General features: G+C 71.5%; 19 protein-coding genes. 14 read left to right on the plus strand and 5 right to left on the minus strand.

Going from position 1 to position 24,423, the window contains the following annotated elements:
- The first annotated feature begins 2 nt into the window (after positions 1-2).
- Positions 3-6,566, plus strand: coding sequence for a non-ribosomal peptide synthetase (locus KIH74_RS34045; protein WP_214160555.1), 6,564 nt, complete (start codon positions 3-5; stop codon positions 6,564-6,566).
- A gap of 82 nt (positions 6,567-6,648) precedes the next feature.
- On the opposite strand, the gene KIH74_RS34050 is transcribed toward KIH74_RS34045, so the two are convergent.
- Complete coding sequence (locus KIH74_RS34050; protein ID WP_214160556.1) at positions 6,649-6,864, minus strand: ferredoxin; 216 nt, start codon at positions 6,862-6,864, stop codon at positions 6,649-6,651.
- 74 nt (positions 6,865-6,938) lie between these two features.
- The gene (locus KIH74_RS34055) at positions 6,939-7,781 is read right to left on the minus strand and encodes a class I SAM-dependent methyltransferase (RefSeq protein WP_214160557.1); all 843 of its coding nucleotides are present in this window, start codon (positions 7,779-7,781) and stop codon (positions 6,939-6,941) included.
- 128 nt (positions 7,782-7,909) lie between these two features.
- Here KIH74_RS34055 and KIH74_RS34060 point away from each other — a divergent pair, with 128 nt between their 5' ends.
- The 7 genes from KIH74_RS34060 (at position 7,910) to KIH74_RS34090 (ending at position 15,976) form a co-directional block, all read left to right on the plus strand.
- A complete protein-coding gene (locus KIH74_RS34060) occupies positions 7,910-8,815 on the plus strand; it encodes a LysR family transcriptional regulator (protein WP_214160558.1) in 906 nt (301 codons plus the stop codon).
- Between the two features lie 292 nt (positions 8,816-9,107).
- Positions 9,108-10,895, plus strand: coding sequence for a choice-of-anchor M domain-containing protein (locus KIH74_RS34065; RefSeq protein WP_214160559.1), 1,788 nt, complete (start codon positions 9,108-9,110; stop codon positions 10,893-10,895).
- Between the two features lie 107 nt (positions 10,896-11,002).
- Positions 11,003-11,737, plus strand: coding sequence for a choice-of-anchor M domain-containing protein (locus KIH74_RS34070; protein WP_214160560.1), 735 nt, complete (start codon positions 11,003-11,005; stop codon positions 11,735-11,737).
- A complete protein-coding gene (locus KIH74_RS34075; RefSeq protein ID WP_214160561.1) occupies positions 11,734-13,302 on the plus strand; it encodes an anchored repeat ABC transporter, substrate-binding protein in 1,569 nt (522 codons plus the stop codon). Before KIH74_RS34070 ends, KIH74_RS34075 begins: the two co-directional genes overlap by 4 nt.
- Positions 13,303-13,314: 12 nt before the next feature.
- Positions 13,315-14,313, plus strand: coding sequence for a choice-of-anchor M domain-containing protein (locus tag KIH74_RS34080; protein ID WP_214160562.1), 999 nt, complete (start codon positions 13,315-13,317; stop codon positions 14,311-14,313).
- Positions 14,314-14,345: 32 nt separating this feature from the next.
- The gene (locus tag KIH74_RS34085; RefSeq protein WP_372492170.1) at positions 14,346-15,065 is read left to right on the plus strand and encodes an anchored repeat-type ABC transporter ATP-binding subunit; all 720 of its coding nucleotides are present in this window, start codon (positions 14,346-14,348) and stop codon (positions 15,063-15,065) included.
- On the plus strand, positions 15,065-15,976 hold the full coding sequence (locus KIH74_RS34090; RefSeq protein WP_246573730.1) for an anchored repeat-type ABC transporter permease subunit: 912 nt from the start codon (positions 15,065-15,067) through the stop codon (positions 15,974-15,976). The genes KIH74_RS34085 and KIH74_RS34090 overlap by 1 nt, the downstream gene beginning before the upstream one ends.
- Here the strand turns inward: KIH74_RS34090 and KIH74_RS34095 are convergent.
- Positions 15,919-16,941 (minus strand): sortase, encoded by a 1,023-nt coding sequence (locus tag KIH74_RS34095; protein ID WP_214160563.1) that lies wholly within the window; start codon positions 16,939-16,941, stop codon positions 15,919-15,921. The genes KIH74_RS34090 and KIH74_RS34095 overlap by 58 nt on opposite strands.
- Before the next feature lie 91 nt (positions 16,942-17,032).
- Here KIH74_RS34095 and KIH74_RS34100 point away from each other — a divergent pair, with 91 nt between their 5' ends.
- The 6 genes from KIH74_RS34100 to KIH74_RS34125 all read left to right on the plus strand — a co-directional run bounded on the left by KIH74_RS34100 (position 17,033) and on the right by KIH74_RS34125 (position 23,176).
- Positions 17,033-18,346: a choice-of-anchor M domain-containing protein gene (locus KIH74_RS34100; protein WP_214160564.1), complete on the plus strand. Its 1,314-nt coding sequence runs from the start codon at positions 17,033-17,035 to the stop codon at positions 18,344-18,346.
- A gap of 34 nt (positions 18,347-18,380) precedes the next feature.
- On the plus strand, positions 18,381-19,811 hold the full coding sequence (locus KIH74_RS34105; RefSeq protein ID WP_214160565.1) for a choice-of-anchor M domain-containing protein: 1,431 nt from the start codon (positions 18,381-18,383) through the stop codon (positions 19,809-19,811).
- Positions 19,811-20,887 (plus strand): WxL protein peptidoglycan domain-containing protein, encoded by a 1,077-nt coding sequence (locus KIH74_RS34110; protein ID WP_214160566.1) that lies wholly within the window; start codon positions 19,811-19,813, stop codon positions 20,885-20,887. The genes KIH74_RS34105 and KIH74_RS34110 overlap by 1 nt, the downstream gene beginning before the upstream one ends.
- Positions 20,884-21,822 carry a TIGR03773 family transporter-associated surface protein gene (locus KIH74_RS34115; protein WP_214160567.1) on the plus strand — a complete coding sequence of 313 codons (939 nt, stop codon included), beginning with the start codon at positions 20,884-20,886 and terminating at the stop codon, positions 21,820-21,822. The genes KIH74_RS34110 and KIH74_RS34115 overlap by 4 nt, the downstream gene beginning before the upstream one ends.
- 83 nt (positions 21,823-21,905) lie before the next feature.
- Complete coding sequence (locus KIH74_RS34120) at positions 21,906-22,553, plus strand: choice-of-anchor M domain-containing protein (protein WP_214160568.1); 648 nt, start codon at positions 21,906-21,908, stop codon at positions 22,551-22,553.
- 14 nt (positions 22,554-22,567) lie between these two features.
- The gene (locus tag KIH74_RS34125; RefSeq protein ID WP_214160569.1) at positions 22,568-23,176 is read left to right on the plus strand and encodes a choice-of-anchor M domain-containing protein; all 609 of its coding nucleotides are present in this window, start codon (positions 22,568-22,570) and stop codon (positions 23,174-23,176) included.
- Between the two features lie 68 nt (positions 23,177-23,244).
- Here KIH74_RS34125 and KIH74_RS34130 read toward each other — a convergent pair whose 3' ends face one another.
- Positions 23,245-24,039 (minus strand): hypothetical protein, encoded by a 795-nt coding sequence (locus tag KIH74_RS34130; protein ID WP_214160570.1) that lies wholly within the window; start codon positions 24,037-24,039, stop codon positions 23,245-23,247.
- Positions 24,036-24,410, minus strand: a complete 375-nt coding sequence (locus tag KIH74_RS34135) for an AfsR/SARP family transcriptional regulator (protein ID WP_214160571.1) — start codon at positions 24,408-24,410, stop codon at positions 24,036-24,038. Before KIH74_RS34135 ends, KIH74_RS34130 begins: the two co-directional genes overlap by 4 nt.
- Positions 24,411-24,423 lie beyond the last annotated feature (13 nt).

Here is a 24,423-nt window from a genome sequence, read left to right on the forward strand (position 1 = left end):
CCGTGACCCGCACCCCCGACCCGATCGCCGACCTGGCCGACGCCCTCGACCTCGATCCGGACGAGATCCACGACGACACCGACCTGTTCGAACTCGGCCTGGACTCCCTGACGGTGATCCGCCTGGCCGGCCGATGGCGCCGGTCCGGTTACCAGGTCGGCTTCGCCGACCTCGTGGAGAACCCGACGCCGGCCGGCTGGCGCGCGGCGCTGTCCGGCACCGCCACCGGTACTGCCCCGGCGCACGAATCCGCAACGGTGGACGACGAGACCCCGTTCGATCTAGCCACCCTCCAGCACGCCTACTGGGTCGGGCGCCAGGACGGCCAGCCCTTCGGCGGCGTCGCGGCCCACTTCTACGTCGAGCTGGACGGGCAGGACGTGGAACCGGACCGGCTGCGCGACGCCCTGCGCCGGATCACCGCCCGGCACAAGATGCTACGGATGCGGATGACCCCGCAGGGACAGCAGTGGACGGCACCCGCCTCGTCCGCCGCCCACGCCGACATCACCGTGCACGACCTGCGCCGGCTGGACGACGACGCCCGCACGCAGGCCCTGGAGACGGCCCGCGAGCAGCTGACCCACCGGCGCATGGACGTCGACGCCGGGCAGGTGCTCGACCTGCGGCTCAGCCTGCTGCCCGGCGGCGCCACCCGGCTGCACGTGGACCTGGACATGATCGCCGCCGATGCCCTGAGCCTGCGCGTGCTGGTAGCTGATCTGGCCCACGCGTACCAGGACCCGACCTGGACCGCGCCCGAACCGGAATCCTCTTACCAGCAGTACCTTTCGGCCCTGGCCCAGGTCGGGTCCGTCGAGCGGGAACGGGACCGGGACTGGTGGTCCGCCCGGGCCGCCGACCTGCCCGGCGCCCCCGGCCTGCCGCTGCTGCCCGACGCCGGGACCCCTGCCCTCGCGGCCCGCAGCGTCCGCCTCCACCACTGGGCCGACCCACAGACCACCGCCCAGCTGGGCCGGGCCGCCGCGACCAACGGGGTGACCCTGGCCGCCGCGCTGGCCACCGCCTTCGCCGAGAGCATCGGGGCCTGGTGCGAGAACCCCGAATTCCTGCTCAATCTGCCGCTGTTCGCCCGGCAGCCGATCGTGCCCCAGGTGGACGACCTGCTCGGTGACTTCTCCTCCTCCGTTTTGCTGCCCGTCGACCTGAGTCACCCGGCCACCTTCGCCCAGCGCGCCACCCGCATCCGGGCCGACCTGCACGCCGCCGTCGCGCACGGCTCCTACGGCGGGGTCGAGGTGCTGCGTGACCTGGCGCGCCTGCGCGGTGGCACCGTGCTGGCGCCGGTCGTATACACCAGCGCCGTCGGGCTGGGCGAGATCTACGGCCCGGCGGTGCGCGCCTGCTTCGGATCGCCGGTGTGGACCGTCTCGCAGGGTCCGCAGGTCTGGCTGGACGCCCAGGTCACCGAGCACGAGGGCGGGCTACTGCTGAACTGGGACGTACGCCTCGACGCCCTGCGGGAGGCCCCGGTCCGGGCCGCCTTCGACGCCTACCGCGCGCTGGTCACCGCGCTGGCCGAGGACCCCGGCGCCTGGCAGCGGCCCGGCACCCCGCCACCTCCCGCACCCCGGCCGGAGCTCGACGCGAGCGCCCGGCGTCATCCCCCACGCCTGCTCCAGACCCCCTTCCTCGACCGGGCCCGCACCGCGCCCGATCACCCCGCCCTGATCTTCGGCGAGAGCACGCTGACCTACGGCGAACTCGCCGGACGCGCCGGGCGCACCGCCCGTGAACTGACCCGGGCCGGGGCAGCGCCGGGCGACAGCGTGCTGATCACTCTGCCGAAGGGCCCTGACCAGGTGATCGCCGCACTCGGCGTGCTGCTGGCCGGCTGCACCTACGTACCGGTCGGCATCGACCAGCCGGCGACCCGCCGGGCCCGCATCCAGGCCGCCGCGGGCGCCCGTCTGGCCCTCACCACCGGGGACCTGATGGACGACGTGCGATCGGCCGGGGCCCACCCGCTCCTGGTGCCCGAGGGCTCGGAGGAGTTCGGCGTGCCGAGCGATCCCGCGGACATCGCCTACGTCCTGTTCACCTCCGGATCCACCGGTGAGCCGAAGGGCGTCGAGATCTCCCACGCCGCCGCCGCGAACACGATCGACGCCCTCAACCAGCGCTTCGGCATCGGCCCGGACGACCGGGTGCTCACCGTGTCGGCGCTGGAGTTCGACCTGTCGGTCTACGACATGTTCGGTCTGCTCGCGGCCGGCGGCACCCTGGTGCTCCTGCCGCAGGAGCAGCGCGCCGACCCGCCCGCCTGGTACCGGTCCGTGCTGCGGCACGGGGTGAGCGTGTGGAACACCGTTCCCGCGGTCTTCGGGCTGCTGCTGGGCGCCGCCGAGGCAGCCGGCCAGACCGATCCGGCTGGGGCTGGTCTGCCGCTGCGCACCGTGCTGCTGGGCGGCGACCGGGTGACCGGCGACCTGCCCGGGCGCCTGCACGCCCTGGCCCCGCACGCCCGGTTCGCCGCACTCGGCGGGATGACCGAGGCAGCCATCCACTCAACCGTTTTCGAGGTGGGCCCCGGCGAGAGCGGCGATCCGGCCGATCCGGGCCTGCCGTGGGGCGTCCCCCTGGACGGTGTCGCCTGCCGCGTGGTCGACGCGGCCGGCCACGACCGGCCCGACGACGTGATCGGCGAGCTGTGGATGGGCGGCGCCGGACTGGCCCGCGGCTACCGGGGCGATCCGGAGCGTACGTCCGGGCGGTTCGTCCACGAGGCCGGCCGGCGCTGGTACCGCACCGGAGACCTGGCCGTGGTCCGGCCCGGCGGCCTGCTGGAGTTCGCCGGGCGGGCCGACCACCAGGTCAAGGTGAACGGCCACCGGATCGAACCGGGCGAGATCGAAGCCGTCCTCAGCGCGCACCCCGGCGTGAGTGCCGCCTCGGTGCAGGCGATCAGCACCGGCGCAGGCACCCACCTGGCGGCTCTGGTCGTCACCGGCGCTCCCCACTCCGCGCTGCACGACTGGCTCGCCGGGCACCTGCCGCCGCACATGCGGTGCGCCTGGTTCGCCGGCGCCGAGGCCCTGCCGCTGAGCCGCAACGGCAAGATCGACCGCGCCGCCGTGCAACGGCTCCTGCTGGCGAGCACACCGCACAGCACCACCGGCCGCACCGGCGAGGCCCCCAGCAGCGAGCTGGAACGGTCCGTGGCCCGCGCCTGGCAGGACCTGCTCGGGACCGGCCCGGTCACCCGGGACGACGACTTCTTCGCGCTCGGCGGCGACTCGCTGCTGGCCACCCGCCTGCTGGTGACGCTCGACCAGCTCGGCGTGCAGGGTGCGAGCCTGGGCGCCGTCTTCTCCCGCCCACGACTGGCCGACCTGTGCACCGGCCTGGTTCTCGGTGCGGGACAGGCCGATCCGCCCGCCGACGGGCTCGAGGAGGTGGCCGGAGGCGGGCCGGCACACCGGCACGACCCGTTCCCGCTCACCGACGTGCAGCGGGCCTACCTGATCGGCCGGGACCCGGACCTGCCGCTCGGCGGCGTCGGCACCTGGCAGTACAACGAGTTCGACGGCGAGGACGTGGACCTGGATCGGCTCCAGCGGGCCTGGGACGCCGTGCAGGCCCGGCACGACATGCTGCGTGCCGTCATTGAAGACGGCGCGCAACGGGTTCCGGAGAAACCGGAGCCGGTGAGGATCGTCGTGCAGGACGTCACCGGTGATCCCGAGGCCGCACTGAGCGGCCTGCGCCGGCGTCTCTCGCACCGGATGGTAGACCTGGCCCGCGGCCCCCTGGTAGAGATCGGGGCGGTGCGCTACCGCCGCGACGGGCAGGTCCGCACCCGGCTGGGCATCGGCTACGACTACATCGTGCTCGACGCCCTGTCCATCATGCGGGTGCTCACCGAGCTGGACACCCGATACACCGATCCGGAGGCCGACCTCGGCCCGGTGGGACCCTTGTTCCGCGACTACGTGCTGGCTCACGAGGGCCACCAGCCCGACCCCGGGCACCTGGCGCACTGGGAACGCCGGCTGGCCGAGCTTCCCCCCGGCCCGGAGCTGCCGCTGACCCGTTCCCCCGAAACGGTTTCCGGCGCGTCCTTCGAGCGACGCCAGCATCTGCTGGCCCCGGAGCTCTGGCAGGGATTGCAGGAAAGGGCCCGCCGGTACCGGGTCACGGTGCCCTCGGTCCTGCTCGCCGCCTACGGCGAGGTGCTGGCCCGGTGGAGCGGTTCCGACGGCGTGACGGTCACCCTGACCCGGTTCGACCGGCGGCCGGTGCATCCCCGGATCGACCTCGCGGTGGGCGATTTCACCACGCTCGCCCCGGCCGGGTACCGGCGGCCGGCCGGCACCGGGTTCGCCGAGGCGGTGCGCGCGGTGCACCGGCGCACCGGCGAGGACCTGGACCACAGCGACGTGCCGGCCTCCTGGCTGCTGCGCCGTCTGGCCTCGGCCGGGGGTGAGGGGCGGCCCGTGCCGGTCGTCTTCACCAGCGCGGTCGGTGTGGCCGGCGACGTCACGATGGACCGCTCCCCCGGTTTCCCCCAGCCGGTCTGGGGTCTGTCCCAGTCACCTCAGGTCTGCCTGGACAACCAGGTACTGCCGGCCCACGGTGGCCTTCAGGTCACCTGGGACGCCGCGGCCGGGCTGCTGCGTGAGAGTGTGCTCGACGACATGTTCGAGGCCTACCTGACTCTGCTGACCGCTCTGGCCCGGCCGGACGGGGACGACACCCTGCCCGACCTCCTTCCCCCCTCGCAACGTTCCGTCCGGCAGCAGGTTTCGGCAACCGGGGACGGCGGTGAACCCGTGACCCTCCTGGCCCCCGTCCTGGAGCGGATCGCCGCGGCCCCGGAGCGTCCGGCCCTGATCGACCGGGACGGGACGGTGACCACGTACGGCGCCCTGGGCGAGGACGTGAGGCGCTGGACGGGTCTGCTGGCCGCCCACGGTGTCCGGCCCGGTGACCTGGTCGCGATCACCCTGCCGAAGGGACCGGTCCAGGTGACGGCGGCGCTGGGGGTGCTGGCAGCCGGCGCCGCCTACGTCCCGGTCGGGGTCACCACGCCGCCGGCCCGGCGCAGCGCCCTGTACCGGCTGGCCGGTGTGCGGCACGTGATCACGGACGAGAGCATCTCGGGGTCAGACGGTTTCGCCGTCCTGGATCCTTCGGCCCTGGCCGGTGCGGTGCCGGCCGACCCGGTTCCGGCGTCCCCCGGAGACCTGGCCTACGTCATCTTCACCTCCGGCTCCACCGGGGCGCCGAAGGGTGTGGAGACCACTCATGACGCCGCCGCCAACACCTGCCGCGACATCGTCACCCGATACCGGATCGGGCCGGAGGACCGGGTGCTGGCCCTGTCGTCCCTGGAGTTCGACCTGTCGGTGTTCGACGTCTTCGGGACGCTGGGGGCCGGCGGCACGGTGGTGCTGCCCGGGGAGGGCGAGCGCCGGGACCCGGCCGGATGGCTGGAACAGGTTGATCGGCAGCGGGTCACGGTGTGGAACACGGTGCCCGCCCTGCTGGACCTGCTGATCACGGAGGCGGGCGACAGCGGGCGGGCGGATTCGCTGCGCCTGGCTCTGGTCTCCGGTGACTGGGTGGGCCTGGACCTGGCCGCACGGCTGCGCCGGATCACCGCCGGCCGGTCCGGCAGCCCGGCCCGGCTGGTCGCCCTGGGTGGCGCCACCGAGGCGGCGATCTGGTCGAACGCGTTCGAGGTGGGTGAGGTTCCGGAGCACTGGACGTCGATCCCGTACGGTTTCGCCCTCAGCGGGCAGCGGTACCGGGTGGTGGGCCCGAGCGGGCACGACGCCCCCGACGGCGTTCCCGGCGAACTGTGGATCGGCGGCCGGGGCGTGGCCCGCGGCTACCGGGGCGAACCGGAGCGCACGGCCGAGCGTTTCGTGCTGCACGAGGGTGAACGCTGGTACCGCACCGGGGACCTGGGACGGTTCTGGGCCGACGGCACACTGGAGTTCCTCGGTCGCACCGACCATCAGGTCAAGATCAACGGTCATCGGCTGGAACTGGGTGAGGTGGAGGCCGCCCTGGAGGCGCTGCCCGGGGTTCACCGGGCCGTGGTCGCCGCTCCCGGGGCCCGGGGGCGGCGGGTGCTGCACGCCGTGATCGAGGCCCCGGCCGACGTCACGGACCCCCGCGCGGCACTGGAGGCCGTGCTTCCGGCGCATGCCGTTCCCTCACGGATCATCCGGCTGGACGCGCTGCCCCTGACCCCGAACGGCAAGGTGGACCGGGCGGCCGTACTGGCCCTGACCACCGAGGAACCGGCCGGGAACCCGTCACACCGGAGGGAACTGAGCGCGGCACAGGCGGCGCTGGCGCCCCTGTGGGAGGAGGCGACCGGGTCGGGCGTGGTCGATCCCGACGAGGGGTTCTTCGCCTCCGGCGGCGACAGCCTGACGGCGCTGCGTCTGGTGGCGACCGTGCGCGAGCGCTTCGGGGTGCCGCTGTCGGCGCGTGACCTGTTCGCCGCGCCGACCCTGACCGCCCTGGCGCGGCACCTGGAGAAGGCCGACGACACCTGGCGCCGGGACGGGGTGGACGAGGGCACCCTGTAACTGCGTCGGCTCACCGACGAGCCGGGAAGGACGCTGTCGGGGCGGGTTTCGGGAACACCGGAACCCGCCCCGCAACGCGTCCCTAGTCGGCCTCGTCCCCGATGAGACGGACGGCGCCGGAGGGACAGGCCCGCACGGCCCCGGCCGGGTCGGCGTCGGAGGCGTCGACCTCGAACTCGCGGTCCCGGCCGACCGGCTTCACGATGCCGGTCTCCTCGTCCTGGTCGAAGTACCGGGGCGCCCATCGCACGCACTGCCCCGCGCCGATGCACCGCTCGGCATCCACCCGTATCCGCATCTCTCTCATCCCTTACCCGAGAACTGTTTCGTGAAGGCCGTCTTCATCGCATCGGCGGCACACTGCCCGCTTCGCTACGGCCGGGCCCGCCGGGCCGCGTGCACCGTCCCTGCGGCCAGCACGTAGAGGTCTTCCCGGCGCAGCACACCCCGAGGGCTGCCGGGATCGACCAGCTCACCGATCGCCTCCCGGTCCGCCGCGCTCAGCAGGTCGCCGGCGAAGGTGGTGAACATGCCCAGCCGGCGGGCCAGCGCCGTGCGGGTGCCTTCGGGCACCGGCGCCTGCACCTCGGTCACGAAGGTGCTGCTGCCCAGGTGCTTCAGGCCCGCCCTGCGGATCAGGTCCGGCCAGGCGCCCCGGGGAGTGACCAGACCCGCGGGGTTGGCCAGGCCGGAGGCCCGCTGCTCGACAGCCGCCTCCAGCCGGGCGAGCAGACCCGGGTACTCCCCGTCGGGAAGGAACCGCGTGGGCAGCCCTCCCTCGCGTACCAGCAACACCCCGGCCGGTGTCAGCCGGTCACCGAAGATCTCCAGTGCCCGCACCGGATCGGGCAGGTGGTGCACGACCTGACTGGCCCACACGAGGTCGGCGGCCGGCAGGTCGGCAACTCCTCCGGGCAGGTCGCGCAGCGCGGTGCGGACCCGCTCGTCCAGCCCGGCCTCCCGGGCGCGGGCCGTGACCGCCTCCAGCAGTTCCGGCGTGCCGTCCACGGCCGTGACCCGTGCCCGCCCGAACGCCTCGGCCAGGGCGAGCGTGAGCACGCCGGCCCCGCTGCCGAGATCCATTACCTCGCGCACCGCCGGCAGCCACGAGCCTGCCCACCCCAAGGCTCCCGACAGCACCGGCAGGCCCAGTTCCGCTTCGCTGATCAGTAGCGGAAGGGACTGTGCCCAGTTCTGTGACGTCGCTTCAGACATCCACGCCCTCCGATTGATTGATAATGATTCTCACTACCATCGTAGGGCGCAGCCTGGTTGCGCCGCTCGCGCAGCCCGCCGCCCCACCGTTACCGCGCCGCAGCGCCGGCAGCGGCTAGGCTGCCGGGATGCCCGCCGAGGACATCGAAACCCAGGACCTCCGCGTGTTTTTGGCGGTGGCCCGGCACGGCAGCCTCTCGGCCGCAGCCAAGGAGCTGTTTCTGTCCACGCCGTCAGTGGGCTCACGCATCGCCGCGCTCGAGGCCAAGGTCGGGGCGCCACTGTTCACCCGGCACCGCCGGGGCTCAGCCCTGACCGGCGCCGGCGAGCAGTTCCTGCCCTACGCCCAGCGCTGCCTGGCTGTGCTCGACGACGCCCGGCGCGCCATCCGGTCCAGCGCACCGGGGCACGTGGTCGTGTCCACGCCGGCCACCCTGGCCCCGGTGCTGCTGCCCGAGGTCGTCACCGTCCTGGGCGAGAAGGGCCTGCGCACCCGGGGACGCGTGGCGCACAGTCATGAGGTCGTCCTCCAGCTGACCCAGGGATCGGCGGACGTCGGGTTCCTGCTGAACGGGGTCGCGCCGCCGGCCCTGATGTCACGGCGCCTGGCCCGCTCCGCCCTGGTCACGGTCGCCAGGAAAGGACACCCGCTGGCCCGCCGGGCCTGTCTCGAGACGGTCGATCTGCTCACCACCCCACTGACCGTGTACCGCTGGAACAGCGAGGCCGAGACCCTGGTCACCAGCCTCGACCACCCGGACCGGCCGGCCACCGCCCCGGTGACGATCGTCGGCCTGCCCTCCGTGGCCCTCGACATGGTCCTGCTGCACGACCACGTCGCCGTCGTGCCCGAGTTCAGCATCGCCGCCACCCCAGGCGGCGAGGACTCCCTGTCCCGGCTCCCCCTGGCCCTGCCGGACTGGTCGCTGGACGTGCAGCTGATGTTCCGCCGGGACGCCCAGCGGACCGTCGCCGTCCAGGCCCTGGTCGAGGCGGCCCAGCGGCTCACCGACCGGATCACCACCACCCGCTGATCCGCAACCGCCCGGTTCCGCGCCAGCCAAAGGCCTTTTCTCACCCGGTGTGAGGCCCAGCCTGAAGCACCCGCCCCACCGGGCATCCGCCATCAAGCGACCATGCCTTCACCAAAGCATCTTCGGTGCAAGAGTTTTCGTGCCGAAAGCAGCACACCGAGCCTTCCGGCCCACCGCCGACCGGGCGATTGCACCCACAGACGCCGCCCACGACGGCGATGACACCATCAATTGGGAATGATTATCATTAGGCGATGCCGGACGCGTGTCCTGGCTCTAGGAAGGGAACACCATGCAGTACATCCATCCCGGCGCTCGCGCCGCCCGGCTCGGGCTGACCGGCGCGTTCCTGGGTGCGCTCATCGCCCTGGCCCCGGCGGTGCCCGCCTCCGCGCAGTCCACGGCCCGGACGCCGGACGGCCGGACGGTCCTGGGCGCCGGCGTGCACGTGGACGCGATCTACCCGGAGATCGAGAACGGCGAGCTCGACGTCAGGGCCCTCACCCCGGACGGCGTCGTGGACACCGACGAGGTCGCCCTCCACCTTCCCGCGACCGACACCTCGCACGTGAAACTTCCTGCCGGGTACGAGTTCCTGGCACCGGAGGGCACCGAGGCCTGGGTGACTACCGAGGCCCAGGACCCGTCCGTGGTCTGGCCCGGCTGGTCGTTCGAGGGCATCGAGCGCGGAGTACTCCAGGGAACCGTCGAGATCGCCTACGACAGCATGAGTTACGCCGGTGACTCGGACGACCCGCGGTTCGCGATCACTCAGCCGGGCGGCTTCGACGGCACCAAGGTCACCCCGGTCATCGTGCCCGGCACGGTGTTCACGTCCACCAGCGGCGAGGTCGGGGCGCACACGCACGCCACCTGGTCGTTCACCGCCGAGGGCACCTACGACATCGACTTCACGGTCAACGCGACCCTCGCCGACGGCAAGGAGATCTCCGACGACGCCACGGTGCGCTTCGTGGTCGGCGACCTGCCGACCGGGAAGACCGACCCGGAACCGGTCACCGATCCAGAGGCCACCGACTCGATCCAGGCGCTGACCGTGGTGCCGAGCAAGGTCGACGCGGAGTACTTCGTCGGGCAGACGATCAACTTGACCGCGCTGTCCCCGGAAGCCGGTGAGAAAGACACCTACCGCTGGTACACCACCGCGCCGGGCGCGTCCGAGGCGGTGCAGGCCACCGACCAGACCACGAACGTGTTCTCCACCAAGCCGATTCGCTCGATCGACGGCTCCAGCGTCTATGTCGAGCGGGTTGACGGTGACGGCGAGGTGGCCGAGACCTCCGAGCCGATCACGCTCGGCGTGCGGGCCAACGTCCCCACCACCACCCTGACCGTGGCCGCCGACAAGGACACGTACGCCGCCGGCGAGACGGCGAAGTTCACCTCCACGCAGAGCCCGCAGACCGAGGACGAGCACTACCACTGGTATCTCAAGACGGCTGACGCGACCGAGTACGAGTGGATTCCCGAATCCCGCCTGGCCGACCAGGAACTCGAGATCACCCCGGAGATGAACGGGGCCACGATCACCACCCGCCTGTTCAACGCCGACCACGCGGTGCTGGCCGAGGCCGCACCGATCCGCCTGAGCGTCACCGGCGACGACGTCACGCCGCTCGAGGTCACCTCCGACCGGTCCGGGTACGCCACCGGTGACACCGCGACCTTCCAGGCATCCGGCCTCGACGACGGCGCCACCGTGGCCTGGTCGGTGCGCAAGGCCGGGGAGAACGTCTTCGAGCCCCTCGACGCCGGCACCGGCACCTCGATCACCCCGGCCGTCGGCGCCGACTGGGACGGCGCCGAGATCCAGGCCGTCGCGAGCCAGAACGGCGAAGTGACCGCTCAGGGAAGCCTTCTGAGCATTCACACCACCGACTCCGCCTCCGCCCAGGAAGCCGGCGGTGACGAGGCGCAGGAGTCCTCGGGTTCCGTCGTCCTCTGGATCGTCGTGGCCGTGGTGGCGATCCTGGTGATCGCCGCGATCGTCCTGCTGGTCCTGCGCCGCCGTGGCCGCACCCCGGTCAGGGACGAGGAAGAGACGAAGGCCGACGCCTGAGACCAGTGCCGACCGATCCGGGGCGCCGTCGCTCGTGACGGCACCCCGGATCATCCCGTGAGGGGGACCAGATTCTTTCCCGGACCACATCATTCATCGCCGTCGCGATGCTGGCGCTCGCGCCTGCCCCGGCCGCGCCCAGCCCGCCCAGCACGTCCGAACTGCGCGACGGGCACGCCGATCTCGGCCCGGTGTACCAGGACGGCCGGTGGCAGATCCAGCTCAAGGACGACACGTCCGGCACCACACGCTGGCGCGACCCGGCCGGCGTCGGCCTACGGATCAGCGACGCCGCCCGCCACCCCCTGCCGGACGACAGCGACTACGCCTTCCTCGGCTCCCCCGGTGACGAGGTCTACCTGATTCCACAGACGCAGGTCTCGGGCGTGCTGTGGCTCGGCTGGAACACCCAGCACCCCAGCCTCGACCGGCGACAGATCAGCGACGTCGCCTTCAGCCTGCACGATCTCACCGGCCCCGGGAACCTGCACGTCTATCTGGACTACAGCGGATTCCGTGCACCGCAACAACTCTGGGACGGCACCGACGTCACCCAGACCATCGACGTCCTCCCCGGCGTCCACACGCACGCCAACTGGGCCTTCAGCGCCCCCGGCGACTACCACGCCGTGTTCACCGCCACGCTGACCCCGCGCGACGGCGACAAGGTCTCCGCATCAGCCGATCTCCACTTCCTGGTCAGCGACAGCGCCACCACCACCGCAACCTCCTCCCGGTCATCCGTCCCCGTCGGGCCGGTGGCCGCCGCGGCAGCCGTCGTCGTCACAGCCGTCGTCGTGCCGGTCGTGGCCCGGCGACGCCGGCGAGGTGCCCGCCGATGACCCGGCCCGCACGGCGGTGGCCCGCCGTCCTCCTGGCGCTCGCCCTCGCGCTGTCGGCCTGCACCGCGAAACCCCTGCTGACCGCCGGATCCGGCCGCCTGCAAGTGATCACGACCACCGGCATCCTGCGCGACCTGGTGAGAAACGTCGCCGGTGACCGCGCGGACGTCGTCTCCCTCGTGCCGGACAACGGCGACCCGCACACCTACGAGCCGACGTTGCGCGATGCCCGCAACGTCGTCTACGCCGACGTCGCTTTCAGCAACTACGCGATGCTGGAGGAGCAGAACGTCATCAGGACGCTGGACTCCAACCTCGTCGACGACGCCGTGAACGTCTCGCTGGCCGAGGAGTCGGTGAAGTACGCGGCCGAGATCATCCCCCTGGTCGAGCACGTCGACCTGGACACCGTCTGGCTGGGGCTGCGCGCCCGGGGCGAGGGTGCCTCGTACGGCGCCGACCGCAGCTCCCAGGTCCTGCTGTCGGCGACGGCGGCCACCGGACCGGGCGAAGTGTACGCCTACCTGACCGGATCCTTCGGCGACACGGACGTCTACTTCGACTCCTCCGACGGTTTCGACGCCGCCGACGGGTACCGCGACGACACCATGAGCCTGCCCGCGGACGCCCACACGCACCTGTCCTGGGCCTTCACCGAACCCGGCGTGTACACGCTGACGCTGAAGGCCCGGATCCAGGTGGACGAGACCGCCCGCCCGGTCGACCTCGACGAGCAGACGTTCACCTTCGCGGTCGGGGTCAACCCCGCCCAGGCCGGGGTGCCGAACCCGGTGGTGCTCGACGAGGGGCACGCGGACCTCACCGCCGACCTGGGCACCGGTGCGCTGGAGGTGCTGCACGACCCATCCGGCGGTGGGGAGGCGACGCAGAAGACGTACCGCCCCGCCGAGGTCGTCGTGGACGTCCCGGCCAAGGCGCTGGAGGAGGTCCCGTCCGGCTCGCAGTACGCCTTCCTGGGCCGGCCCGGCACTCAGGTCTACCAGCTGGCTCAGGCCGTGCTCGGCAAGCACGTCCACGGGGAGATCGACCCGCACCTGTGGCAGGACGTGCGCAACGGCATGGCCTACGTGCAGCTGATCCGCGACACCCTGATCGCCGCCGATCCCGCGGGCGCAGGGCAGTACGCCGCCAACGCCTCCGCCTATCTCGACGAGCTCGAGCAGACCGACGACTACGTGCGCGAGACGATCGCCGCGATCCCCGAGGCGAACCGTTATCTGGTCACCACCCACGACGCCTTCGGCTACCTGGCCGACGCCTACGACGTGAACGTGGCCGGGTTCGTCACCCCCAACCCGGCGACCGAACCGTCGCTGGCCGACCGCCGCAAGCTCACCCGGACCATCCGGTCGCTCGACGTGCCCGCCGTGTTCCTCGAACCCAACCTCGCGGCCCGCTCCGCCACCCTCACCGAGGTCGCCGCCGAGCAGGATGTGCAGGTGTGCGCGATCTACGGCGACACCTTCGACGACGAGGTCACCAGCTACGTCCAGATGATGCGGTTCAACGCCGACTCCCTGCGCCGCTGCCTCTCCCCCCGCTAGAAGGGCCCTTTCATGTCCCGAAGGACCGCACGACAACGCCTCGCCGCCCGCACCGGCCTCTGCGCCCTGCTCGTGGCCTGCCTGCTGGGCGCCGGGCCCGCCGCCCTCGCAGCGGGCCGGGGCGGCACCGACGACCCCCAGCTCGAACAGCATCTCGACGAGCTCGCCGTGGTCGACGGCGAGCGCGTGCTCGACTCCGGGCACGTTGACCTGGGCCCGAAGTTCGACGACGGACGGTGGAGCCTGCTCGTCCACGACGACGTGGCCCAGGCCGACGGCGGCGCGACCAGCGTGTGGCGGCACCCGGACCAGACCGTGTTCAGCGTCAGCGACGCCGCCAGAATGGCCATGCCCGAGGACGATGCGTACTCCTTTCTCGGGTCCGCACCGGGCCAGGACGTCTACGTGGTGCCGCAGACCCAGAATCCCGGCGTGGTCTGGCTGGGCTGGAACACCCAGGATCCCGAGGTCATGGAACGTATCGACCGCGGCGTCACGCTGTCGCTGACCGGGGTGCAGGGACCGGGCAAGCTCAGCGTGTACCTCCAGTCCGGCTCGTTCGGCGCCCCGGACGTGCTGTGGCGGTCGGACACCGCTCAGGCGCAGCCCTTCTGGGTCGACGTGAACACCCACACCCACGCGAACTGGGTCTTCACCGAGCCCGGTGTCTACCTGCTGGGGCTGCGTGCCTCGGCGGAACTGACCGACGGCAGCAGTGTCAGCGACACCCAGTACCTGCGGTTCGCGGTCGGCTCCTCGGCCTCCACCGACGACGCCCTGACCGAGACCTGGACCGGCCCTGCCGAGGAATCTGCCGAGGACGCCGCGAGCGCTCCGGACCCTGATCCGGATTCCGGCCAGGATCCCTTGACGGACAAGGGTTTTCTGCTGCTGGCCGGTCTGGTCGCCGGGACCGCCCTGCTGGCCGTGGCGACTCTGGTGCTGACGGTCCGGGGCGGCCGGGCCCGGCGGCGGGCGCTGGAGGCCCCGGGCGAGGACGGGCAGCCGTGAACGAGAGGACGCTGGTGGTCGAGGACGTCGCGGTGGACCTGGGGGGACGCCCGGTGCTGGAGTCGGTGAACCTCACCGCCCGGCGTGGTGAGCTTCTCGCCCTGATCGGGCCGAACGGCGCGGGCAAGACCACGTTGCTGCGCACCGTTCTGGGGTTGCTGCGCCCCCGGGCCGGACGGGTGCTGGTCGAGGGTGTGCCGGCCCGGCCCGGGCGGGCCTCGATCGGGTACGTGCCGCAGCGGCACGAGTTTGCCTGGGATTTCCCGGTTTCCGTGGCCGGCGTGGTGATGACGGGCCTGACCGGCCGGCTGGGCCTGCTGCGCCGGCCGGGGGCCGCCCAGTGGGAGGCTGTGGCCGAGGCTCTGGACCGGGTGCGCATGCGGGAGCTCGCCGAGCGTCCCGTCGGGCAGTTGTCGGGAGGTCAGCGGCAGCGGGTCCTGGTGGCCCGGGCTCTGGTGCTGCGCCCGTCGGTGCTGTTGCTCGACGAGCCGTTCACCGGTCTGGACCTGCCCACCCAGGAACTGCTGTCGGTGTTGTTCACCGATCTGGCCCGGGAGGGGCGCGCCGTGGTGATGACCACGCACGACCTGCTGGGTGCCATCGACGGGTCGGACCGGATCGCCCTGCTGAACCGGACCGTGGTGGCGGCCGGCGCCCCGAAGGACCTGGCCGCCGAACCTGAACTGTGGAGCACGACCTTCGGGGTCGGCGAGGACTCCGCCCTGATCCGCATGCTGAAGGCGGTCGCCTGATGAACCCGGTCCAGTTCCTCACCGACCTGACCAACCCGGACCTGGCGTTCCTGCCCAAGGCGCTGGCCGTGGCGGTGATGTCGTCCGTGGTGTGCGGTGTCATCGGCTGTTACGTCGTGCTGCGCGGGATGGCGTTCATCGGCGACGCCGTCTCGCATGCCGTGTTCCCGGGCCTGGCGGTCGCTTTCGTCGTCTCGGGCAATCTCGTGCTGGGTGGCACCGTGGCCGGGGTCGCGACCGCGGTGCTCGTGGCCGTGTTCTCGCAGAACCGGCGCCTGCACGAGGACTCCGTCATCGGCGTCCTGTTCGTGGCGGCCTTCGCCCTGGGCGTGGTGATCATCTCCCAGGCGCCCGGTTACGCCGGTAGCCTCCAGCAGTTCCTGTTCGGCTCGATCACCGGCATCCCCGACTCCGACCTGTACGTCGTGGCCGTCACCGGTCTGCTCGTGCTGCTGGCGGTGTTCGCGTTTCACAAGGAGTTCGTCACCGTGTCGCTGGACCGGGAGTCCGCGCGGGCGCTGGGTCTTCGGGTGTTCTGGCTCGACCTGGCGCTGTACGTCCTGGTCACCCTGGCGGTGGTGATCAGCGTGCAGACCATCGGGAACATCCTGGTGCTGGCGCTGCTGGTGACGCCGGCGGCCACGGCCCGGCTGCTGACCGACCGGCTCGGCGTGATGATGCTGCTGGCCCCCGTGGTCGGCGGGCTGTCGGCGCTCGTGGGGCTGTATGTCTCCTGGTCGTGGGACCTGCCCACCGGCGGCACGATCGTGCTGGTGCTGACCGCCCTGTTCCTGCTGGCCTGGTTCCTGTCCCCGACCCAGGGGCTGCTGGCCAGGCTACGGCCCGGCATGCCTCACCCGCCGATCGGCAGCAGCGGGGCCAGCCGGTCGAAGGCGACGGAGAACGGGTAGGCGGCCAGCGCCAGTCCCAGCCCGCGCCAGAAGACGGCCCGCACGACGACACGCCACCGGCGGCGGTCGCGGCTGACGGCCAGGCGCCCACTCACGAACCAGCACAGCAGCGCCGCGGCGGCAGGTGCGCAGGCGTCGCGCCACCCGCTCGCCGACGGGCTGCTGAAGGCCAGGAAGTCCGTTGTGGCGAGACTTTCGCGGTCCCCGTCCTGCGGCGAGGCGGTACCGGCCACCCGATCCGGCTCGCCGGCCAGGTCCGCGACGACGACCAGGCGGTTGCTCGCGCTGAACCGTGGGTGACAGGTGATCAGCGTCAGCCGGCTGCGGGAGCGGTCCTGGTCCAGCACCCCCAGATCGTCCGGGTCGATGATCAGGTGGCCGGACTCCTCGCGTCCCAGCCCCTGACCGTCCGGGGCTGCGACGACGTAGTCACTGCGGCCGGAGTCCGTGGTGATCTCGATCCGGTCGCCCGGGCGCAACCGGTCCAGCTTGCCGAAGGGCGCACCCCAGGTGGTGCGGTGCCCCACGATCACGCTGTTGCCGGCCTGCCCCGGCACGGCGGTGCCCCGCACGTGGCCCGGTCCTTGTTGCAGACTGCCCCGGCCGGCTCCCTCCAGCACGACCAGCTCCATCCCGATGCGCGGAATCCGGAGCAGGCCAACGGTTCCCGCAGGAAGTGGCCCCGCCGTCTCGACGTCGATGCCGGAGAGCCTCACCTCGGCCGGATCGCCGGCCGCCTGCGGAGCGCGTGCCGTCGCGGGGCGCCCGGCACCCTGGGCCTGCACCATCTGCCGCCGGAGATCTTCCTGCGCCTGCGCGGCCCGCAGATCGGTGACCCAGTACTGATGGACGACGAACAGCAGGACGACGAGCGCGCCGGTCGTCAGCAACCGGCCCAGGCCGTCCGCCAGGATCCGCCACAGGCTGTGCCACCGAGGTCCGTTCTGGGGCTTTTCGCCGTCCACGCGTGCTACCTTCCTTTTGATAATGATTCTCAGGATATATAGGGATCGCCCTCTTGTGGTGGTCCCCCGCCCGAAACGGCAGGAGTCGGTGATGGGTTCAGCACGGATCGGCAGGTTCCTCGGTTCCCCGGGCGGGCGGGCGAAGGTCGCCGGCGCCCTGACAGCGGCCCTGGGCGGAGCGCTCGTTCTGGTCACCGCGCTCGCCCCGAGTGCCTCCGCCGCGGACTGGAACGGGCGCCTGGTCCTGGCCCAGGGACATCTGGACGCCGTTCACCTGGAACTGGAGGGCTCGGCGCTGTCGGTCGGGCTGCGCGAGGACATCACCGGCAACAAGGTGATCCGCGCGTCCGACGAGGTGGTGATCCAGGTGACCGACGCCGCCCGGCAGACGATTCCCTCCGACGCCTCCTACGCCTTCCTCGGCGAGGCCGGTGACGAGTTCTGGCTGATCCCGCAGGTGCAGGACCCCGACGTGGTCTGGGCCGGCTGGGACACCGAGGAGATCGAGACCGGTGACGTGCGCGACGACCAGGTGACCCTGACCCTGACGAACGTGTCGGGTCCCGGATCGCCGGTGAGGATCTACTCCACCGGGACCTTCGGGCAGCCGACACCGCTGATCGACAACCTCGCGGGCCTGGTCGACATCACCGTGCCCAGCAACTCCCACGTGCACGCGAACTGGGCGTTCTTCGAACCGGGGCTGTACGAGCTGACGTTCCAGGCCTCGGCCGTCACGGCCGCGGGAACACCGGTCCAGGGCTCCGCGACGTACCAGTTCGTCGTCGGTGACCTGCCCTCGACCGACCCGGAACCGACCCCCACCGATCCCGGGAGCACGCCCCCGCCCACCACCACGCCGACGACCACTGCCTCACCGACCGGTTCCCCCACCGATCCCCCTGCCGGCGGAAACAGCTCGGTGACGCAGAGCATTCGCGCCACGATCGGCGACGACGACGGCGGACTGGTCCTCAGCGTGGACCCTGAGGACCGGTCCGTGATACTCCCCGCCGCATCCCTCGACCCCTCCGGCAACCACTGGAGCGCCGGCGGCGAACTGCGGCCCGTCACCGTGACCGACACTCGCACCGGATCCCCCGGCTGGAACGTCGCCGGGCAGGTCAGCGACTTCACCGGCGACACCGGACAATTCCCCGGCAAGCACCTCGGCTGGACCCCGAAAATCCTTGATCAGGCGACCGGCACGGCCGTCACTCCCGGTGCTACCGTACTTCCCGCTCTCACCTCCGGCGACGGCCTGGCCCACTCCTCCACCCTCGCCGTCGCCCCCGCCGGAACCGGCCGCGGCGTCACCGTCCTCGGTGCCGGTCTCGAGCTCGACGTCCCGGCCGAGACCGAGACCGGTTCTTATGAAGCCACTCTCACCCTCACGGTGATCTGACGTGCTGAATCTGCCCGCTTCCGGAAGAGTCGCCGTGCCAGGTCCTGCCCGCCGTTCCCGAACGGCCGGGGCCCTGCTCCTGATCGTCGTACCGGTCGTCGTCCTGATCTCGGCCTGGACCGCTGGATCCTCGTACGCCGCCGTGTGGAACGGCCGGCTCGTGCTCGATTCCGGGCATGTCGACGCCGTGCACGTCACCCTGGACGGTGAGCGGCTCTCGGTCCGCCTGCGTGAGGACGTCACCGGCTCGCACGTGCTGCACGATGCCCAGGACGTCGTCCTCCAGGTCGGTGACGCCGCGAGGTTCGCGATCCCGGACGTTCCCGGTTTCGAGTTCCTCGGGCCGGAGGGCGCCAGCACCTGGCTGATCCCCGAGGTGCAGGAACCCGACGTGGTCTGGGCCGGGTGGGACACCGAGGAGATCGAGACCGGCGAACTGCGGGACGACGCCATCACGATGGAGCTGAGCGAGGTCGAAGGTCCCGGCACCGTGCACATTTTCAACAACGGACCGGTCGGCGAGGCGGTGATGCTGTTCGACCCGCAGAGCGGGCTGCGCACCCACAGCGTTCCGGTGAACGCACACGTCCATGCGAACTGGGCGTTCTCGGCGCCGGGATCGTACGAACTGACCTTCCGGGCCTCAGCCGTCACGGCCGCCGGCACACCGGTGCAGGGATCGGCCACCTACCAGTTCGTCGTCGGCGACCTTCCGGACGCTGGCCCCTCACCGAGCGATCCCGGCACCACCCCCACGACGACGGAAACCACCCCGGCACCGACGGATCCCAGCACCACGACCCCCGATCCCACGACCCCCGATCCCACGACCCCCGCTCCCAGCCCGACGGACTCGGCCTCCACGCCCCCGACCACCGAGCCGTGCCCGGACGATCCGCCGTCGACCGAACCGTCCACCGGTGGCACGCCGAAGCCCACCGGCAGCTCCCCGACCGAACCTCCGGACGGCGGCGGCCACTACGTGACACAGAGCATCCGCGCCACGATCGGCGACGATGACGGCGGGCTGGTCCTCAGCGTCGACCCCCAGGACCGGTCCGTGACCCTGCCCGCCGCAACCCTCGACCCCTCCGGCAACCACTGGAGCTCCGGCGGAGAACTGCGGCCCGTCACCGTGACCGACACCCGCACCGGCTCCCCCGGCTGGAACGCCAGCGGCCAGATCAGCGACTTCACCGGCGACACCGGCCAGTTCCCCGGCAAGCACCTCGGCTGGACCCCCAGAATCATCACCCAGCCCAGCCGGACCACCGTCACCCCCGGAGCCATCGTCGCCCCCGCCCTGGCCACCGGTGACGGCCTCACCCACTCCTCCACTCTCGCCACCGCCACCGCCGGAACCGGCCGCGGCGTCACCGTCCTCGGTGCGGCACTCGAACTCACTGTGCCCGCCGACGTCGAAACCGGCGACTACCGTGCCACTCTCACCCTCACGGTGATCTGATGACCTTTCCATCCCTGCGCCGGATCCCCGTCGCCGTGTTCTGCCTGATGCTGACGTCTCTCCTGCTGCCGTCGTCGGCCGATGCCGCCACGACGACTCTCACCCCCGCACCCCTCGTCACCGCTCCCGCCACCGAAGACCCCGACAACGCCGTGACCTGGGGCGTCGGACCGGCACCCGAGGACGGACAGCCGACCCGGGCGGCCTTCGTCCATGAACTGACGCCGGGCAAGAGCATTTCCGACACCGTGCGCGTCACCAATTTCTCCACCGGCCCCCTGACCTTCCAGATGTATGCGCAGGACGCGATCAACACCTCCGACGGCGGTTTCGATCTTCTCTCCCGGGACGAGGCCTCGCGCGACATCGGCCTGTGGGTCCGGATCCCGCAACGAACCGTCACCGTCCCGGCACGCTCTCGCGCCGAGGTCCCGTTCCGGATCGAGGTGCCGGCCGACGCCGGCCCCGGCGACCATTCCGGGGGGATCGTCGCGGCGCTACTCGAACAGGCCACCGACGGCACCGGGCGTAACGTCATCGTCGAACGCCGGGTCGGAACCCGCATCTACGGAAGGGTTCCCGGCGCGGTTCAGGCCGCCCTGACCGCCGGGGCCCCGCTCACCCGGTACTCCGAGTCACTCAACCCCTTCCGGGCCGGCGCCGCGAAAGTCACCTACACCGTGCACAACAGCGGCAACGTCCGGCTGGCCGCGCAGCCCTCGGTCAGCGTGAAAGACCTGACCGGGCGGGTCACCCGCACCGCGACCGGTGCGGGCGTGCGGGAGGTCCTGCCCGGGCAGTCGGTGACGATGATCGTCGAGGTGCCGCACGTCTGGCCCCTGGGCCGGCTGACGGTCGAGGCCGCCGTGACCGCCGCCCCGGTGGAGGGGGCGCCGGACGATGAGCCCGCACCGCGGGGAGACTCGGCGAGCGGACAGGTCTGGGCCTGGCCCTGGGCGGCGCTGGCCGTCGTTCTCCTGATCGTCCTGCTCCTCGCCCTGCGGCGCCGGGCCCGACGCACCGGTGGGGAATCCGCCCCCGACGACACCACGAAAAGCCTGGAGGAAGTCGCATGACCGTTCTGCCACGCCTGATCGTCGTCGCCACGCTGTCGGCGGCCCTGGTCACCGGGAACGCCGTTTCACCCGGCCTGAGCGCTGCCACCGCTGCTGCCACTGCCGCCACTGACCGCGTCGTGATCTCGGACGGGCACGTCGACATGGGACCACGCATCGTCGACGGGACGTGGCGTGTCCAGCTGCGCGACGACACCCAGAGCCCTTCCGTGTGGCGGGACATCGACTCGGTGGTGCTGCACGGCAGCGAAGCCACCCGGATCACGGTGCCGTCCGGGGACGCCTACTCCTTCCTCGGCGAGACCGGCAGCGAGGTCTACGTTTTCCCGCAGACCCAGCGCGCGGGAGTGGTGTGGCCCGGCTGGAACACCCAGGACCCCTCGGTGGTGGACGGCGTGACCGGCGACATCACCTGGACCGTCCAGAGCGTCGACGGCCCGGGCGATTTCCATCTGTTCCTCAGTGACTCCTTCGGCAACCCGTCCCTGATCTTCGACGGCGGCAAGCCGTACCCGCAGTCGACCAGGATCGACCCGAACACGCACGTCCACGGGAGCTGGGCCTTCAGCAAGGCCGGCGTGTACCAGGTGCACATGCAGATGAGTGCCACCTCCACCCAGGGCCAGGCCCTGACCGACAGCCAGACGCTGTACCTGGCCGTCGCCACCTCCGCAGACGGAATCCCCGCAGGCACAGGGCAATCCGGATTGGCTGAAGACGCCGGCGGCGATACGAGCACGAGCACAGGTTCCGGTAGCGGCTCCAGCGCCAGCAACAGCGCCAGCGCCGTCGACAGCCCGGACGTGGCATCCGGCGAGCTCCCGAACACCGGTGCCGGATACCTGATCCCGATGACCGTCGCGGGGTTCGCCGCGCTCCTGGGCGGCATCGCCCTGCGCCGGGTGGGCCGCCGGACCCATCACCAAAAACATTGAAACAAAGGCATATTCACTAGTGATAACCGTTCTCAACTGATCTAGTCTGTGACTGTTCCCGACCGTCGAACGAGGAGCATCCCTTGCGTATCGCCACCCCACTCGCCGCAGCGACGCTGACCGCCGCCGCCGTCCTGGCCGGCGGCCCCGCCCAGGCCGCCGCGACCGTCCAGATCTCTCAGGGGCACGTCGACGCCGTCGACGTGGCCTACGAGGACGGAGAACTCGGCATCACGATCCACGACGAGAGCGTGACCCCCGACGTCGAGCGCGACCCGGCCGACGTCGTCCTCGTGGTCAAGAAGGAGGCGAAGTGGACCGTTCCGGACGACCCGGCGTTCGCCTTCCTCGGCGCCCCCGGCACGAAGGTCTGGCTGCTTCCCGAGATCCAGGACGAGAACCTGCTGTGGCCGGGTCTTTCCGCCGAGGAGATCGAGAGCGGTGTCTTCGTCGGCGACTCGATCCGGCTGGAGGCCACGAAGTTCTCCGGTCCGGACGGCCTGAGCCTGTTCACCAACGGCCCCAGCGGTGAACCCCAGATCATCGCCGACAGCGAGGACGGCCTGCCCGACGTCTACGACCTGCCCGCCGGTTTCCACGTGCACGAGAACTGGGCCTTCGAGAAGGCCGGCACCTACAAGATCACCGTTCGGGCCAGCGGGCAGCTGGCGAGCACGAACGAGGTGATCCGGTCCGCCCCGGCCGTGATCACCTTCAAGGTCAAGAACTGAGAGGGGGATCTGCCGTGCGTTCTGTCCGAACGATGATCGCAGCCGGGGCGGTCGCTCTGGCTGCCACGGTGGGCCTGTCCCTCCCGGCCCAGGCCGCCACCTTCTCCACCGGCCACATCGACATCCTGGACGTCGACTACACCGGCTCCGGCTCGCCCACCCTGAACATCAAGCAGTACTCACCGGCCGACGACGACGTCAATCCGGTGGGTAGCGTCATCCAGGTCCCGGCGGCGGCCCAGGCCACCCTGGGTTCGGGCCTGACCTGCGTCGGGGCCGCCACCGACACCGTCTACCGGCTTCCGCAGAGCCTCAACTCCAGCCTGCTCTACGCGGGCTGGAACACCGAGGGCTCCACCAGTGCCGTCACCCTGCAACTGGTCAGCGCCTCCACCCCCAGCGGCGGCAGGTTCGCCGTCTACCAGGCCGTCACCGGTGGCGTCAGCATCAAGCTCGCCAGCTCCGCCACCACCTGCGGCACGTCGTCGTTCTCGATCCCCGCCAACCAGCATGCCCACGCCAACTGGGTCTTCACCCAGGCCGGCACCTACACCCTGGTCTTCAGGGCCACGGTCGGCACCGCCACCTCCGGCAACATCGCCTACACCTTCAGCGTGGGCTGAGCCCTTTTCCGCTGCCCCACACGCCGGCCGTCCCGTTCGGTACACCCGCCGAACGGGACGGCCGGCGCTCACGGCCGGAGGCCGCCGTGCACGTTCGTGGTGTTCCGGGCCTCCCGGATCTCCCGCTTCATCGTCGACTCGCTGACACCGAACTGCTCGACACCGGCCTGCATCATCACTTTCCAGGCATGACCTTCCCGTAGCCAGCGGCGGACCGTATCGGCCCGGCTCTCCCCGCCCTGGCTCATCGGCCCGCTGACGTCGGGGGCCGCCACCTCCCGCGTCACCGCATCCCACGTCACCGCATCCGGGGCAGGCACCGCCGCCAGAACGATCCGCTGCCCGATCTCGGTATCGTCCCGCCGCCCGACCCGCTGTCGCCGGGCCGTCGTGACCCGTGGCGGCGCGGTATCCACGCGACGACGCCGGGAACGCCCGCTGCCCCACCCGCGCGTCTCGGCGATCGCCGCCACCGACACGAACGACACCGGCGGCGCGACGGCGAACGCCTCGGCCCACGGCAGTCCCGCCGCCCACGAGACGGGATCGGAGGCGGCGAGATTCGCCAGCACGATGAACCCCACCGAGAGCACGAAAACGATTCCTGGCAGCAGACGTTCCCGGCCCCTCCGCCGGCGCATCTCCCACGCCGCGTAGGCGGCCAGGACCTCCAGGCTCCCGGCGACCGTCCACACCATCCACCCGGTCACGTCCACCGTCGGATACGCCCCGACATGCAGCACGTGCGTGGCCGAGCCGGCCAGCGCCACGCCTCCCAGGACCGTGCTGACCAGGGCGGCGCATGCCCGGTCGATGTCGGCCCGGATCCACACGACGATGCGCCCTTCCGCGAAAGCCATCATGGCTGAAGCTTTCCGAGCATGTCACTGATCCGCTGCCGGGCACCCGCGTCGCCGCTCTCGTAGCGGGAGGCCTGACGCAACAAGGCGACGGCCTGCACCGGCTCACGGTCCTGGATGATCTCGGCCAGGGCGATACGGGCCTGCACGCCCCGGCGGTCGAAGCGCCGGCGATGTGGTTGCAGCCAGGTGAAGTCGGCATTGGGCTGGTCCGCCAGATGCCCGACATGCAGCGCAACCGCTGTGCGCAGCAGACTTTCACGGTCGGGCGAATGAGGTGTGGCGTTGATCAGGGCCTCGGTGAAGATCCGTACGTCGACATCGAGGAAGTCAGCCAGGCGGTAATGACCGCCCCCGTTGACGACGGCGTTCACCGACTCGTCCTGC

Source organism: Kineosporia corallincola, from assembly GCF_018499875.1.
Lineage (GTDB): Bacteria > Actinomycetota > Actinomycetes > Actinomycetales > Kineosporiaceae > Kineosporia > Kineosporia corallincola.